The 13,007-nt window shown below is 69.0% G+C and carries 17 protein-coding genes; 5 read left to right on the forward strand and 12 right to left on the reverse strand.

The window, feature by feature from the left end:
- The first annotated feature begins 24 nt into the window (after nt 1–24).
- Together ABD736_RS13855 and ABD736_RS13860 are read left to right on the forward strand one after the other, a co-directional pair.
- Nucleotides 25–333: a hypothetical protein gene (locus tag ABD736_RS13855; RefSeq protein WP_344792455.1), complete on the forward strand. Its 309-nt coding sequence runs from the start codon at nt 25–27 to the stop codon at nt 331–333.
- Nucleotides 334–421: 88 nt separating this feature from the next.
- Nucleotides 422–1,108 carry a TMEM175 family protein gene (locus ABD736_RS13860; protein ID WP_344792456.1) on the forward strand — a complete coding sequence of 229 codons (687 nt, stop codon included), beginning with the start codon at nt 422–424 and terminating at the stop codon, nt 1,106–1,108.
- Between the two features lie 9 nt (nt 1,109–1,117).
- Here the strand turns inward: ABD736_RS13860 and ABD736_RS13865 are convergent, their stop codons facing one another.
- The 8 genes from ABD736_RS13865 to ABD736_RS13900 form a co-directional block, all read right to left on the reverse strand.
- Nucleotides 1,118–1,348: a hypothetical protein gene (locus tag ABD736_RS13865; protein WP_344792457.1), complete on the reverse strand. Its 231-nt coding sequence runs from the start codon at nt 1,346–1,348 to the stop codon at nt 1,118–1,120.
- Between the two features lie 39 nt (nt 1,349–1,387).
- On the reverse strand, nt 1,388–3,229 hold the full coding sequence (locus ABD736_RS13870) for a thiamine pyrophosphate-requiring protein (RefSeq protein ID WP_344792458.1): 1,842 nt from the start codon (nt 3,227–3,229) through the stop codon (nt 1,388–1,390).
- 62 nt (nt 3,230–3,291) lie between these two features.
- Complete coding sequence (locus tag ABD736_RS13875; RefSeq protein WP_344792459.1) at nt 3,292–4,200, reverse strand: Rieske (2Fe-2S) protein; 909 nt, start codon at nt 4,198–4,200, stop codon at nt 3,292–3,294.
- Nucleotides 4,201–4,263: 63 nt separating this feature from the next.
- Nucleotides 4,264–4,695 carry an iron chaperone gene (locus ABD736_RS13880; protein WP_344792460.1) on the reverse strand — a complete coding sequence of 144 codons (432 nt, stop codon included), beginning with the start codon at nt 4,693–4,695 and terminating at the stop codon, nt 4,264–4,266.
- A 105-nt stretch (nt 4,696–4,800) separates the two neighbouring features.
- Nucleotides 4,801–5,151, reverse strand: coding sequence for a PRC-barrel domain containing protein (locus ABD736_RS13885; protein WP_344792461.1), 351 nt, complete (start codon nt 5,149–5,151; stop codon nt 4,801–4,803).
- Nucleotides 5,138–5,545: a hypothetical protein gene (locus ABD736_RS13890; RefSeq protein ID WP_344792463.1), complete on the reverse strand. Its 408-nt coding sequence runs from the start codon at nt 5,543–5,545 to the stop codon at nt 5,138–5,140. Before ABD736_RS13890 ends, ABD736_RS13885 begins: the two co-directional genes overlap by 14 nt.
- A 1-nt stretch (nt 5,546) precedes the next feature.
- Nucleotides 5,547–6,773, reverse strand: coding sequence for an NRAMP family divalent metal transporter (locus ABD736_RS13895; RefSeq protein WP_344792464.1), 1,227 nt, complete (start codon nt 6,771–6,773; stop codon nt 5,547–5,549).
- Nucleotides 6,770–7,249, reverse strand: a complete 480-nt coding sequence (locus ABD736_RS13900) for a hypothetical protein (RefSeq protein WP_344792465.1) — start codon at nt 7,247–7,249, stop codon at nt 6,770–6,772. The genes ABD736_RS13895 and ABD736_RS13900 overlap by 4 nt, the downstream gene beginning before the upstream one ends.
- Before the next feature lie 31 nt (nt 7,250–7,280).
- Here ABD736_RS13900 and ABD736_RS13905 point away from each other — a divergent pair, with 31 nt between their 5' ends.
- On the forward strand, nt 7,281–8,234 hold the full coding sequence (locus tag ABD736_RS13905; RefSeq protein WP_344792466.1) for a DNA topoisomerase IB: 954 nt from the start codon (nt 7,281–7,283) through the stop codon (nt 8,232–8,234).
- Nucleotides 8,235–8,296: 62 nt separating this feature from the next.
- The gene (locus ABD736_RS13910; RefSeq protein WP_344792467.1) at nt 8,297–8,683 is read left to right on the forward strand and encodes a ChaB family protein; all 387 of its coding nucleotides are present in this window, start codon (nt 8,297–8,299) and stop codon (nt 8,681–8,683) included.
- Between the two features lie 185 nt (nt 8,684–8,868).
- Here the strand turns inward: ABD736_RS13910 and ABD736_RS13915 are convergent, their stop codons facing one another.
- The 3 genes from ABD736_RS13915 to ABD736_RS13925 form a co-directional block, all read right to left on the reverse strand.
- Complete coding sequence (locus ABD736_RS13915; protein WP_344792468.1) at nt 8,869–9,426, reverse strand: cysteine hydrolase family protein; 558 nt, start codon at nt 9,424–9,426, stop codon at nt 8,869–8,871.
- Between the two features lie 65 nt (nt 9,427–9,491).
- Nucleotides 9,492–10,892 carry an MFS transporter gene (locus tag ABD736_RS13920; RefSeq protein WP_344792469.1) on the reverse strand — a complete coding sequence of 467 codons (1,401 nt, stop codon included), beginning with the start codon at nt 10,890–10,892 and terminating at the stop codon, nt 9,492–9,494.
- 79 nt (nt 10,893–10,971) lie between these two features.
- Nucleotides 10,972–11,403 carry a MarR family winged helix-turn-helix transcriptional regulator gene (locus tag ABD736_RS13925; RefSeq protein ID WP_344792470.1) on the reverse strand — a complete coding sequence of 144 codons (432 nt, stop codon included), beginning with the start codon at nt 11,401–11,403 and terminating at the stop codon, nt 10,972–10,974.
- A gap of 102 nt (nt 11,404–11,505) precedes the next feature.
- On the opposite strand from ABD736_RS13925, the gene ABD736_RS13930 reads away from it, so the two are divergent.
- Nucleotides 11,506–11,970, forward strand: coding sequence for a phage tail protein (locus ABD736_RS13930; RefSeq protein ID WP_344792471.1), 465 nt, complete (start codon nt 11,506–11,508; stop codon nt 11,968–11,970).
- 83 nt (nt 11,971–12,053) lie between these two features.
- On the opposite strand, the gene ABD736_RS13935 is transcribed toward ABD736_RS13930, so the two are convergent.
- Nucleotides 12,054–12,950, reverse strand: coding sequence for an SDR family oxidoreductase (locus tag ABD736_RS13935; protein WP_344792472.1), 897 nt, complete (start codon nt 12,948–12,950; stop codon nt 12,054–12,056).
- Between the last annotated feature and the right edge of the window lie 57 nt (nt 12,951–13,007).

Genomic DNA, 13,007 nt, shown 5'->3' on the forward strand with positions numbered 1-13,007 from the left:
AGAGATCAGCCGAGGGGGAATCTCATGAGCCTTGTTGCCACGCTTCACCGACTTTCGAAGGTCGGTCACGCCACGCCCGCGCCCACACTCGCCGAGGTCGAGGTCGTCTCCGCGGGCGACGGCGACTGGCGGGTCAGCCTGCCGGGCGGCAGCCCGTTCGCGCTGCTGGGCTACGTCACGCTGAGCGACGGCCGATATCGCGTGCAGTCGATCGCGCGCCCGTTCGCCGAGCTCGAGGCCGACACCCTCGAGGCCGCGATCGATCTTCTGCGCCCGCGCCTCGCGGACGCGGCGGCGATCAGCGCGGGCATCCGGCCCGCTCGCGCTGCCTGAATCGCGCAACGTGAACTGACCCGGTTGCGCACGCCGACGAGGCTGCGCAACCTGCCCGCCGACGAGTCGCGAGTGGCATTGTGAGCGCATGACCGACGACGACGAGCGCGGCGCGCCGGAACGCGGCGTGCCGGAGCACCCCGGCATGGGACCGACCCGGCGCCTTGAGGCGCTGATCGACGGCGTCTTCGCGATCGTCATGACGATCATCGTCATCGAGATCGAACTGCCCAAGCATGCCGGCGACGACCTGCTCTCCGCCCTGGGCGGGAACGTGCCGACGCTGCTCGGCTACGCACTGGTGTTCATCACGCTCGGCACGGTCTGGTTCGGCAACCGCACGCAGAACGACTTCGCGCGCTATGCCGATCATCCCTTCGTGTGGCTCAACCTGCTGATGCTGATGCTGGTCGCGTTCGTGCCGTACACCGCCAACATGCTCGCCCACTACCCCACCGAGCGCGTGGCGGTCGTGACCTACGGGGTGCATCTGACCGCGATCGCCGCGGTGCACGGATCGCTGTGGTGGTACCTGACCGCGCACCCGTGGCTGCTTTACGCCGGGCTCACCGACTCGTACCGCTCGCGATCGCGGTTGCCCGCGTTCACGCTCGCGATCTCATTCGCGATCGCGACGCTCGTGGGGCTCGCCCTTCCGATCGCGGGACTGGTCGCTTACCTGCTCGTGCCGGTTCCGTTCGTTTCCGGGCTGTACTACCGGTGGCTGACCTCGCTCGCACAGTCGGAGACCGACAAGGAAGAAGCAGCCGAGTAGGGCGCCCCGCTACAGCGGCTCGTCGAGTTCCTCGTCGGGTGGCACGACGTCGCCCGTGTCATCCGGGCCGCCCGTTCCCGGCAGGTTCCCGACCCGCGCGCGATCGACGTCGTCGGTCGCCGGAGACTCGTCGGGGTCGCCCTGCAGCTCCTGAGTCTCGCGGTCACTGCCCGGGCTGTAGTTCGTGTCCTTGCGGGTGAGCTCTTCATCGCTCAACCCGCGCGGCTGGTCGTCGCTCATGCTGTCACGCTCCTTCTTGCGGTATCGGCTTCGAACGGATCATTCGCGCTGGCCCGGGTCGTCGTCACCCAGGTGCAGCACGTTCTTGGCGCGCTGCAGCGCCTCGGCGCCCATCGCCTCGGCGGAGTCGACGACCGCACCGACGCGCAGCGGGTCGTGCTTGGCCAGCGCCTTGAGCGTGTTATTGCGGTATTCCTTCGAGATTTTCGGCGGCAGCGGCGGCGCGTTCCGCGTGACGTAGGCGTCGATCAGCGTCACGCCGTCGTGGCGCAGCGCCTGCTCCCAGGCATCCCCGGCTTCATCATCGTGACGAACCCGGATGCCACGGAAGCCGAGCAGCTCTGCATAGCCTGCGTAGTCGATCGACTCGACGTCCTGCGAGCCGCGCCAGACCGGGTCTGCGTCCTGCGTGCGCTGCTCCCACGACACCTGGGCGAGGTCGTCGTTGTGCATCACTGCGATGACGAGCTGCTTGTTCGGCCAGCGTTCGAGGTACTTCTTCACCGTGATCAGCTCGTTCATGCCGAGCATCTGGAACGCCCCGTCACCGATCGTGCAGATCACGGGCCGGTCGGGGAACGCGAACTTCGCCGCAGTCGCGTACGGCATCGCGCCGAGCATGCTCGCCAGGCGCCCAGAGAGGTCGCCCTTCATGCCGCGGCGCAGGCGGATGTGGTGCGCGTACCAGTCCGCCGTCGTTCCGGCATCCGCCGTCACGATCGCGTTCTCGGGAAGCCGCTCGTTCAACTCGAAGAAGACGCGGCGTGGGTTCGCTCCGTCCGGGTACTTGACCATTGCCTCGGTGCGCATCTCCTTCTCCCAGTTCAGGAACCCCTCGGCGATGCCCTGCTGCCAACTGAGGTCGCTCTTCTGCTCGATCAGCGGCAGCAGCGCGTCGAGGGTCGTACGCACGTCGCCCCAGAGGTTCGCCTCCGTCGGGTACCGCACGCCGAGCTGCTCGGGCTTCAGGTCGACCTGCACCGCGCGGCACTGGCCGGTCGCCGGCAGGAACTCGCCGTACGGGTAGTTCGTGCCGAGCAGCACGAGCGTGTCGCACTCTTTCATCTGGGTGAGGCTCGGCATCGTGCCGAGCAGCCCCAGCTGCTGGGTGTGGAACGGGATGTCGCTCGGAATCACGTCCTTCCCCCGCAGGGCCGTCACGATGCCCGCGCCCGACTTGCGCGCGAGCTCGAGCACCTGATCGGTTGCGCCCCGCGCCCCGGCGCCCACGAGCAGGGTCACCTTGCTGCCCGCATTGATGACGGATGCCGCAGCCTGCAGTGCCTCGTCATCGGGGCGGATCCTCGTCGTGGCGGGCGCCGAGCTCGAGCGCGACACCCAGTGGGCGGCGCTCGGCTCTGCGGCATCCAGTGCCTGCACGTCGTGCGGCAGCACGATCACCGCCGGCTGCAGGCGCGCCTGCGCCGTGCGGAAGGCGGTGTCGACGACGGCCTGCGCCTGCTGCGGCGACACGATCGTCTTGACGTAGCAGGCGACGTCGGCGAAGACCCGCTCCAGGTTGCTCTCCTGTTGGGTGAAGGTTCCCAGGGCATCCAGGCCCTGCTGGCCGACGATGGCGACGACGGGCACGTTGTCCATCTGCGCGTCGTAGAGCCCGTTGAGCATATGGAAGGCGCCCGGGCTCGAGGTGGCCACGCACACGCCCACCTCCCCCGTGAACTTCGCGTGCGCGGTCGCCATGAAGGCACAGATCTCCTCGTGCGTGGGCCGGACGTATTCGAGCCCGTCGCCCTTCACGTCGAGCTCGCCCAGCGCGCCGTCGAAGGCGCCGATGCCGTCGCCGGGGAAGCCGAAGACACGCGTGACGCCCCATTCCTTCACGCGGTCGATGATGAATTCGCTCACGGTCTTGGCTGCCATGAGTGATCCGTACCCCGGTCGTGCGAGTGCTACCCCGCTGCTGGCCTGCCGCCCGCGCGCGGCTACCCCGCGCCGGGCAGCATGACCTCGACCCTGCCACCGGTGACTCGCGCGACGAACTGAGGCTGCGGGGCGGTCGCCGGGCCGTGCACCACCGCGCCGTCTTCGAGGGCGAAGGTGCTGCCGTGCCACGGGCAGGTCACGCAGGCGCCGATGCCGGGCTCATCGACCAGCTCGCCCTCGTGCAGCGGACCGGACAGGTGCGAGCAGGCATCGGCCAGCGCGAGCACACGGTCGCCGTCGCGGTAGAGCACCACGGGGGTGTTGCCGACCAGCCGCTGCCGCAGCTGGTGCTCCGGCAGCTCGGTGAGCAGCCCGAGGTCGTGCCAGCCGCCGGGCGTCAGGTTGGGCACGGGTTCGGTGTGGTTCGCGCCGAGCGCCTGGTGATAGGCGATATGGCCGCCGAGATATCCGCCGACTGATGCCGCGGCCAGGCCCGCCAGGGCGAGGCGCTTCCCCGCCTTGCGGTTGCCGCTGAGTCGCGCGACGAACGAGGCACCGTAGAGCGCGCCGGCCGTCGCGACCGAAGCCCAGTGGATGAGCCCTACACGCTGATGCTCGCGATTCGCGGCAGAGAAGTCAGTGGCGCCGGTCGCGGCGGCGGGAATCGCGGCCGCGGTGCCGACTCCGACGAGCGCCGTTGCGGGAATCCAGCCGCCGGGCAGCAGGTCGAGCACGTTCGCCGACATCCACGCGCCCAGCGGAACCTGCACGAGGAACGGGTGCGCCGGGTGGCCGAGAGGCGTGCCGTGCAGCAGATCGCGCACAGGTCCGGGCGGAATGAGCTTCTGCAGGAAGTCCGAGACCGGGGCCGCGATCTTGTCGAGCCGCTCGTCGCCCTCGATGGTCTTGATCAGCCGGCCGACCGCTCGGCCTGCCTCCGTCAGCGTCTTCGTCGTGAGCTCAACCATGAGCGCGACGTTAGGCGCGAGCGCGGTCGGCCGCCACTGCTTGACGGTGCGCCGACACTGCGGCTAGGCGACCCCTGCGGCCTTCTTCACCACTTCGGCGATGCGCTTCTCGTCTTCCGGCGTGATCTCGGTGATCGCGAACGCCGTCGGCCACATGGTGCCGTCGTCGAGCTGCGCCGCGTCGAAGAAAGCGAAGTTGCCGTAGCGCACCTTGAACTTCGCGCGCTCCTGATAGAAGCAGATCACCTTGCCGTCGGCGTTCGCGTAGGCCGGGCTGCCGTAGAAGGTGCGCGGCTTCAGGTGCGGCGCGACCTCGGTGATGATCGCGTGGATGCGCTCGGCGTTCGTCTTGTCGGGCTCGTCGAGGCTCGCGATCTTGTCGAGCACGGCCTGCAGTGCCTGCGCCTCGGATTCCTGCGCCTTCAGCTCTTTCGCGCGCTGGCGCATCGCCGCGCGCTCTTCTGCGGTGAATCCAGTGGTCTTCGTCTCTGTCATGCCGAACATTGTGGCCGCGCGGTCACCGGGGATGCTTCTTCAGAACTGCTCGTTTCGAGACGCGCGCTCCGCAAGCCCCGCGTGCTCCGGGGCGAACGGGCAAGATCAGCGCGAGCCGGGCAGCGCCGGCGAATAGAGCGTCGCGCCCGAGCGCAGCTGCAGCTCCTCCCCCACGGTCGCCACATCGGCCCAGCGCACCAGCACGTCGTGCCGCTCACGCCAGGCCAGGAAGTGGGCGATGAGCCACGGCCGGTTCACACCGGTGCGCTCGTAGCCGAGAAACGACCCGCTGCGGCGCGGGCTCACGATCAGCCCGTGAAGCCGCGCGTCCGAGAGCGCGCCCGCGCCGTTCCCCGACGGAGCCCCGTCCAGCACGAAGCGGGCATCGATCACGCGGCCGAGCAGCGCCCCGGTCGCGTCGCGCACCGGCCGGTCCAACAGGTCAGTCAGGCGCATGGCGTCCCCCGGGAATCCGGCCGATCACGCGTTCGCGCACCCAGCGCTCGGTCCAGCTGGCCTCGTACGAGTCGGCGGGCTTGTCGACGCGGATCACCACGCCGAGTTCGCCCACGTCGCTCCACGGCAGCTCGTCATACCGGTGCTCAGGCGCCCGGCCGCCGAAGATACGGGTCCACAGCACGGGGCCGGTGACGAGCCCGCGCACCGTCACCCGCACGGCGCCGCTCGCGTCCTGCGGGCCGTCCTCCACACCGTCGAGCTCCAGGTCGTCGACGACCGCGATGGGCATGCCGTTGGGGTCGACGATCTGCCGGTCGAGCAGGTGCAGGTGCGCGTCGAGCACGGTGCCCCGAGGTGAATCATCCACGGGCAGCCGCGAAGCATCCGTCATCTCATGCCCCCATCCCCGAGACGATCATGAGCGGTATCGCCGCGATCGACGCGACCAGGATCAAGAAGAGGAAGACGAGCGCGATGCCGTTCGTGTATCTGCCGTTGACCTGGTCGCCCATGTACTGCGGGTCGTTGGCGACGAGCAGGATCGGCAGGTAGGTGAGCGGCAGGGCGAGTGCAGAGAACACGACGGATGCCTCCGTCACCTGCACCGGGTCGACTCCGGTCGCCAAGATGCCGAGCCCGATGAGCAGCGACACGATCATCACCAGGTGGAAGCGTGACGCCTGCGCCGGGCGGCGGAACTTGCCCCACGGCCAGCCGAAGTACTGCGCGATCGTGTAGCCGCTCGACAGCGCCGTCTCGAGTGCGGCGCCGAAGGTCGCGGCGACCATGCCCAGGATCACGATGATGAGCAGCAGCTTGCCGCCCGCCTGGGCGACGGGCATCGCGACCTGCGAGAGCGAGTCGACCTGGATGCCGCGCGGCAGCATCACGAGCGTGGCGCACACCGCGATCGACAGCGACAGCAGGCCGCCGAGCGGGAAACCGATCAGCACGTTGGCGCGCGACTCGGAGAGGTCGCTCTTGGTCCAGCCCTCCTCACGAGCGCCCGACGAGAAGAAGAACACCTCATAGGGCGTCATCGCGGCGCCGAACAGCGCGACGGCGTAGTACCAGTAGGTCGACGGGTGCTCGCTCGACGGCATCACCGGGATCGCCTTGTGAGCGAGCGCGCTCCAGTCTGGGTGCAGCAGGAAGACGGCGACGGCGAACGCGATGAGGCACAGCCCGAGCAGCCCCACCACGTTCTCCATGATCGAGAACTTGACCCGCCACAGCACGATCCACACCGCGACGACCGCGACAGGAATCCACAGACCTGGCTGAATGTCGCTGGCCAGCTGCATCGCGAGCGCGATGCCGCCGATCTCTGCCGTGAGCGTCAGCAGGTTGATCAGGAACGACGCGCCGAGATTCGCCATGCCGAGCCGCGGCCCGAGCCGCTCGCGAATGATCTCGAACGTCGCCCGGCCGCTGACGGCCGCCACGCGCCCGGACATCTGCGCGAACACGATGATGCCGATGACGCCGACGGGGAGCACCCAGGCGAGCGAGAGCCCGAAGCGCGAGCCGACGACGGCGTTGGTGACGAGGTCGCCGATGTCGACGAACCCGCCGATCGCCGTCAGGATCCCGAGGAAGATGCCGAGGACCTTCTTCACTCGGCCTCCCCCGCCTGCTTCACGATGTCGCGCTTGGCTTTGGTGATCGCGTCGCTCGCGTCCTGCACTTCCCGGCTCGCCTGAGACCAGCGGATGCCTGCCTCTCCGGCCGCCGCAGAGCGAGCGTCCTTGAGCGCCGGGTCGAGGGACGAGATCGCGTCGTCGGCGCTGCGCCGCCAGCGTCGCTCTTCGGGCGTCTGCGGCTCCAGGCTCGCGAGGGTGGTCTGCTCGTCGCCGAGCTTCGTCAGCGCGTCGTCGATCGCGGTGTGAGCGTGCTGTGGTGTCGTCTTCCCCGCCTGCAGCTGCTGCAGCGCGAGCAACGCCGTCTGCGCGCTGCTGTCCGCCGAGGCGAGGCCCCGCTCGAGCTGCCCGGGCACGCCGCCCGAGTCCGGCACGCAGCCTGTCAGCCCTGCGACGAGAGCGGCGGCGAGGCATCCGCTGATGCCCATCGCAACAGCGCGCCGGGTCGTGGTCATGCCCGAGTGGTCCCCTGGGCATTAGGAAACCATGCGCATTCGCCGCAGTGACCCCACCGGGCCGGGCATCACCCGTCTGCCCGGCAAGCGGCCGCGCTATGTCGACGCCGCCGGCAGACCCGTTGAAGATGCCGAAGTGATCGCCCGCATCGAGGCGCTCGTCATTCCGCCCGCGTGGCTCGACGTGTGGATCTCGCCGTACCCCGACGGGCACATCCAGGCCGTCGGAACGGATGCGGCAGGCCGGCGCCAGTACCTCTACCACGAGGAGTGGCGACGCAAGCGCGACGCCGTGAAGTTCGATCGGATGCTTGAGCTGGCCGAAGCCCTGCCGAGCGCGCGCCGCACCGTGACCCGCGATCTGCGGCTGCCGGGGATGCCCCGCGAGCGCACCCTCGCCGCCGCGTTCCGCATCGTCGACCGGGCCGCACTGCGCATCGGCGAGGAGCGCTACCGCAAGGTCTACGGCACCCGGGGGCTCACCACCCTGCTGTGCCGCGACGTGACGATCGAGCCGCCCGAGATCGAGCTGCGCTTCCCGTCGAAGAGCGGGCAGGGGTGGGATTCGTCGTTCCGCGACCCCGAGCTCGCCGACTATCTGATCGAGCTCGCCGAGCGGCGCCGGCCCGGCTCGCGGCTTCTGGCGTGGCGCGATCAGCGCTGGCATTCGCTGCGCCCGGTCGACGTCAACGAAGACATCCGCCTGCGCACCGGCGTCGAGGGCAGCGCGAAGGACTTCCGCACCCTGCGCGGCACGATCGTCGCGGCAGACACGCTCGCCCGGGCGGGTGTCGCCGAGACGCGGCGGGCGCGAGACGCCGCCGAGCGCGAAGCGGTGAAGCGCGCGGCATCCGCCCTCGGCAACACGCCGGCTGTCGCTCGCGCGAGCTACATCGACCCGCGGGTGTTCGACAGATACCGGAACGGGGAACTACTCGACGTGAAGCGCTCGCCGGAGGCGGCGCTGGTCACGTTGCTCAGCTGAGCCGCCGGTCGTTTCGCCGGTCGACTCGGCGGAGCCGAATGGAGACCAAGGAGGAACAGACAATGCCCGGAGCGAAGGACATGCCCAGCACGATCGAACGCTCGCCGAAGCACGCGCAGGCGATCTGGGTGAAGGCGCACGATTCTGCGATCAAGGAGTACGGGCGCGGCCGCCGTGCGCAGCAGACCGCGTATGCCGCCCTCAAGCACGAGTACGAGAAGGTCGGCGACCACTGGGTCGAGAAAGGGCACAAGGGCCCCTCGGATGCCGGCGCAGCGCAGCGAGGGAAGAAGACGGCGGGCGGCGTCGACGCGAACGCCTCGAAGTCGCACCTGCTCGACGTCGCGAAGCAGCTCGACATCAAGGGGCGCTCGTCGATGAAGAAGGACGAGCTGGTCGAGGCGATCCAGAAGGCCAACAACAAGGCGTCGCGTAAGGCGCGGAAGTAGCCGGAGAAGTCCGCTGGCGGGTGCAGAGCCCACGCGGATCGGCGCAGAGCCCACGCGAAACCGGTGCAGGACCTGGTCCACGCGGCGCCAGCGGGCAACGCGCGCCGCTCTTGCCCGCGGCGACAGTGGATGCCACTCTGCCCGCCGAGCAGAGGCATCTACTGTCGCCGCGTGGAGGTTGAGGCTCAGGCGCCCAGCGCGGCGATGATCTCGGCGATCGTGCCCGTCTCGGCGAGGCGCGGGAACGTGTGCGCGACGGCGTGCTCGTGCGCTGCCTCGTCGGTGTCGGTGATGCCGTCGATCGCGATGGTCACGTGGAAGCCGTGGTCGTAGGCCGCACGCGCGGTCGATTCCACGGCCTGGCTGGTCGACACACCGGTCAGCACCACCTGGGTGATGCCTTCAGCCGTGAGGTGCTCGAGCAGACCGCTGCGGCCGAGAGCACCCCAGCTGCTCTTCGTCACCAGGTGGTCGCGCTCGTCTGCGCGCACCTCCGGCAGCAGTGCCGTCCACTCGTCGGGCAGCGTCATGCCGGCCGGGTCGCCCGCGTCGGTACGGCCGGGTGCCGTTCCGGTGACGCGGACGAAGATCACGCGGCGCGAGTGGGCGCGGAATGCGTCAGCGAGATCCGCGACGCGGGCGGCAACCTCAGGCACCGGTTCGATCGCCGGCGCGGCCGCCGCAGCAGTCTGCAGGTCGAGAACGATCAGGGCGGCAGTGTCGTCGATGGCGGTGATGGCCATGGTGGTCTCCTTGCTTTTCGGTCGGGACGTGGGTCCGTGGTTTGGGGTTTTGGCTTCGCCCGAGCTCAGGCGGTGGAGCCCGCCGTGCGCCGCAGGGTGCGATCGAAGACCGAGATGGCGAGCAGCACCACACTGGCGCCGACCATGATCCAGGCGATGGTCATCACGCCCGAGTCGGTCACCGAGGTGCGGTAGACGATGCCGGTGACAGCCGACGAGGCGATCGATCCGAGGTAGCCGAACGAACGCATCAGCCCCGACGCGGTGCCCAGCTGCTCGGCGGGCGCCTGGCTGTAGAGCGCGAGCTGGTTGCTGCTGGCCGCGCCCTGAGCGAAGCCGAGCAGGATCGTCACCGCGAGGGTCATGACAAGCCACGCGGCGGTCGGCAGGAACAGGGCACTGACCGCGGCGACGATACAGGCGACGGCCGCGCCGATGATCGGGCCGCGAACGAGGTTGCGGCGCGAGAACGGCACGATGACGACACCCGAGACGACGGTCATCGGGATGAGCAGCAGACCGGATGCGGCTTCGGACATGCCCTGCGATGCCTCCAGCCACTGGGTGATGCCGTACAGCACCACATAGCCGCAGAGCATGACGAGACCGAAGCGGATCAGGGTGCGCGTCAGCGCGGCGTTGCGACCGAGCAGTCGGATGTCGAAGAAGGGCGACTTGGCCCGCAACTCCCAGCTGGTCTCAAGTGCCCAGAGCACGACCGTGACGCCGAGAAGCGCCCAGTTCGCGGTCGGCAGGCTGAACAGGAAGAGCAGCAGGCTGGTCATCGCCACGGCGAAGCCGATGATTCCGATGAGGTCGAGATCGGAGGCGATCTGCCGCGCACCGCGGCGCGGGGTGGCATCGTCACGCGGCACCCACATCAGCGTGGCCACGAGCGCGATCAGCGCAACCGGAACGTTGATGAGGAACACGGAGCGCCACCCGAGGAACTGCACCAGCAGACCGCCGATCGGCAAGCCGAGCGACGCGGTGGCGACGCCCGAGATCATGAGACCGCCGAGCACACCGCCCGGCGGCTTCTCGAGGCCGGCCGCCCGGGCACGGCGCCGGATCAGCACCATCGCCGTGGGGTACGCGCACGACGTGCCGAGCCCGATCAGCACTCGGCTGATCAGCAGCGTGAGCAGGCCGGGTGCGATCCCACCCACGAGGCCGCCCGCAAGCACGAGCAGGATGCCGACCAGGAAGACGCGCCGCGGCCCGAAGACCTCGGCGGCCTTCCCTGCGGTCGGCTGGGCGATCGCGCTGGCCAGGTAGAGCGCCGAGACCAGCGTGGCCGTCTGCCCGATCGACACGTGCACGCCCGTCGCGATGGGCACCAGCGCCGTCGCGATGAGAGAGCTGTTGATCGGGTTGAGAGCCGACCCGATGAAGAGCGGTGTGGTGAACCGCCAGTTGAACGGCTTGCTCGCCGTGGCGGCCGACGCCGTCGCTGAATCTGACATGTGCATGCTCCAGGGCGCCCGCGGGCGCGCTCGTGGGCGAACGGGCGAACCGCTCGCTGATCAAAAGAGGGAGTGTGGGCTAGAGGAACTGGGCGACGCGCTCGATCACTGGCGCCGCGTCGTGGATGAGCCTGATCTCGTCAGGGCTCAGGTGCTCGCGCAGCGCGGCGGCGATGTCGGCCGTCGCCGCATCGCGGATGTCGCGTACCTTTGCCGAGCCGGACGCGGTCAGCGACAACAGGAAGCGGCGACCGTCGTGCGGATCGGGATGACGCTCGATATAGCCCTGCGACTCGAGCGCGGCGACCGTCGCGCCCATGGTCTGCGGCGTGACCTGGTCCCACCGGGCAAGACCGGCGATGCTGTCGGGGCCGTTGCGGTCGAGCCGCGACAGCACAGACGACTCGGGCGCGCTGAGATCGGAGGCGCGATTGCGCAGTCGCCTCTTGACCTGGCCGACCGCCTGGCGCAGCCCTGCCGCCGTCGCCTGGACATCGATCTCGTCGGTCATATTAGGAAGGTTACCCTTGCAAGACTAATCTTGCAAGTTTTCCTTGCTAATTCCGGTCGCGCCGTCGCACAGACCGAAACCGCACACCGCTACGGTGGGCTCATGCCGCACACCGTCGACTTCGTCAACGTCTCAACAACGGGCCTCGAGTCCTCGCCGGTCGCCGAGGCGCTGGCAGGGCTCCGAGCCAACGAGGCGCGCTACTTCAAGAACAAGTACGACCACGCCTTCACGACGGTGCCCGCCGCCGAGGCATCCGATGATCTCGCACGCGTCGAGAAGGTGCTCGCCGACGAGCGCGACATCGTCATCGCCTCGCCCGCGCTCGAGGTGAGCCGCTTCCGGGTCGAGGACATCGACTGGACCTACGTCTTCTACGAGTCCGGCCTGTCGGTGAACGTGCTCTACACGCTCGGCGACGCGGGCAAGCGCGCGGTCGGCTTCAAGCTGTCCCAGGGCATGGAAGTGCCCGCGGAACTCGCCGACAAGTTCAAGTTCGCGAGGCAGCGCTCGAAGCTGGCCGGCGAGATCCGCGGGTCGTATTTCGTCATCAAGGGCGAGTACTGACGCAAGACCGCGCTGAACGGTCACCGCTGCGCCAGGCATCCAGTCGCCCGGCGCAGTGGTGACCGTCTGGCGCAGTTGAACGCTTACGGCGTCGGCATGCCACCCGTCACCGCGAGCGTCTCGCCGATGACGTAGCTCGATTCGGGCGAGGCGAGGAAGACGTACGCGGGGGCGAGCTCAGCGGGCTGCCCCGCGCGGCCGATCGGCGTCTGCGTGCCGAACTTCGGCAGCTTCTCGGCCGGCTGGCCCTTGCTCGGCTGCAGCGGGGTCCAGATCGGACCGGGCGCGACGGCGTTGACCCGGATGCCCTTCGGCGCCAGCTGCCCCGCGAGCGCCTTCGTGAAGGCGTTGATCGCGGCCTTGGTCGTCGCGTAGTCGACGAGTTCGGGGCCCGGCAGGTATGCCTGCACCGAGGTCGTGTTGATGATGGTCGACCCCGCCGGCAGGTGCGGTAGCGCGGCCTTCGTCAGGTAGAACATGGCGAAGATGTTCGTGCGCATCGTCTGCTCGAACTGCTCGTCGTCGAGCTGCGTCAGATCGGGGCAGGTGATCTGCTTGCCGGCGTTGTTCACGAGGATGTCGAGGCCACCGAGCCCGTCGATCGCCTGCTCGATCGCAACCTTGCAGAAGTCCCGGTCGGTCAGGTCGCCCGGGATCAGCACCGCCTTCCGGCCGGCCTTCTCGATCTGCTCGGCGATGTAGCTCGCGTCGACCTGCTCCGCAGGCAGATAGACCAGCGCGACATCCGCTCCCTCCCGGGCGAACGCGATCGCGGCGGCGGCGCCGATTCCGGAATCACCCCCGGTCACGAGCGCTTTCCGCCCCTCGAGCCTGCCGCTGCCGACGTACGTCTCTTCGCCGTGGTCAGCAGGCGGGTCGAGCTCGCTGTCACGCCCCGGCTCCGGCACGTGATCCTCGGGCGGCTCGACCTTCGGGTAGCGCGTAACGGGGTTGTCGAAGGTGTTCTGCGTCCACGTCATTGCCCCACGAAAAGCAGAACCGCCCATGATCCGCAAGGGGGTTTCAGCCTTCCGCCG

The sequence above is a fragment of the Gryllotalpicola daejeonensis genome (assembly GCF_039538145.1).
GTDB classification, from domain to species: Bacteria; Actinomycetota; Actinomycetes; order Actinomycetales; family Microbacteriaceae; genus Gryllotalpicola; species Gryllotalpicola daejeonensis.

Bases quoted from the DNA above. Each gene is read 5' to 3' on its own strand.
- ABD736_RS13855 (WP_344792455.1), top strand. From the start codon at position 25: ATGAGCCTTGTTGCCACGCTTCACCGACTTTCGAAGGTCGGTCACGCC.
- ABD736_RS13860 (WP_344792456.1), top strand. From the start codon at position 422: ATGACCGACGACGACGAGCGCGGCGCGCCGGAACGCGGCGTGCCGGAG.
- ABD736_RS13865 (WP_344792457.1), bottom strand. From the start codon at position 1,348: ATGAGCGACGACCAGCCGCGCGGGTTGAGCGATGAAGAGCTCACCCGC.
- ABD736_RS13870 (WP_344792458.1), bottom strand. From the start codon at position 3,229: ATGGCAGCCAAGACCGTGAGCGAATTCATCATCGACCGCGTGAAGGAA.
- ABD736_RS13875 (WP_344792459.1), bottom strand. From the start codon at position 4,200: ATGGTTGAGCTCACGACGAAGACGCTGACGGAGGCAGGCCGAGCGGTC.
- ABD736_RS13880 (WP_344792460.1), bottom strand. From the start codon at position 4,695: ATGACAGAGACGAAGACCACTGGATTCACCGCAGAAGAGCGCGCGGCG.
- ABD736_RS13885 (WP_344792461.1), bottom strand. From the start codon at position 5,151: ATGCGCCTGACTGACCTGTTGGACCGGCCGGTGCGCGACGCGACCGGG.
- ABD736_RS13890 (WP_344792463.1), bottom strand. From the start codon at position 5,545: ATGACGGATGCTTCGCGGCTGCCCGTGGATGATTCACCTCGGGGCACC.
- ABD736_RS13900 (WP_344792465.1), bottom strand. From the start codon at position 7,249: ATGACCACGACCCGGCGCGCTGTTGCGATGGGCATCAGCGGATGCCTC.
- ABD736_RS13905 (WP_344792466.1), top strand. From the start codon at position 7,281: ATGCGCATTCGCCGCAGTGACCCCACCGGGCCGGGCATCACCCGTCTG.
- ABD736_RS13910 (WP_344792467.1), top strand. From the start codon at position 8,297: ATGCCCGGAGCGAAGGACATGCCCAGCACGATCGAACGCTCGCCGAAG.
- ABD736_RS13915 (WP_344792468.1), bottom strand. From the start codon at position 9,426: ATGGCCATCACCGCCATCGACGACACTGCCGCCCTGATCGTTCTCGAC.
- ABD736_RS13920 (WP_344792469.1), bottom strand. From the start codon at position 10,892: ATGTCAGATTCAGCGACGGCGTCGGCCGCCACGGCGAGCAAGCCGTTC.
- ABD736_RS13925 (WP_344792470.1), bottom strand. From the start codon at position 11,403: ATGACCGACGAGATCGATGTCCAGGCGACGGCGGCAGGGCTGCGCCAG.
- ABD736_RS13930 (WP_344792471.1), top strand. From the start codon at position 11,506: ATGCCGCACACCGTCGACTTCGTCAACGTCTCAACAACGGGCCTCGAG.
- ABD736_RS13935 (WP_344792472.1), bottom strand. From the start codon at position 12,950: ATGACGTGGACGCAGAACACCTTCGACAACCCCGTTACGCGCTACCCG.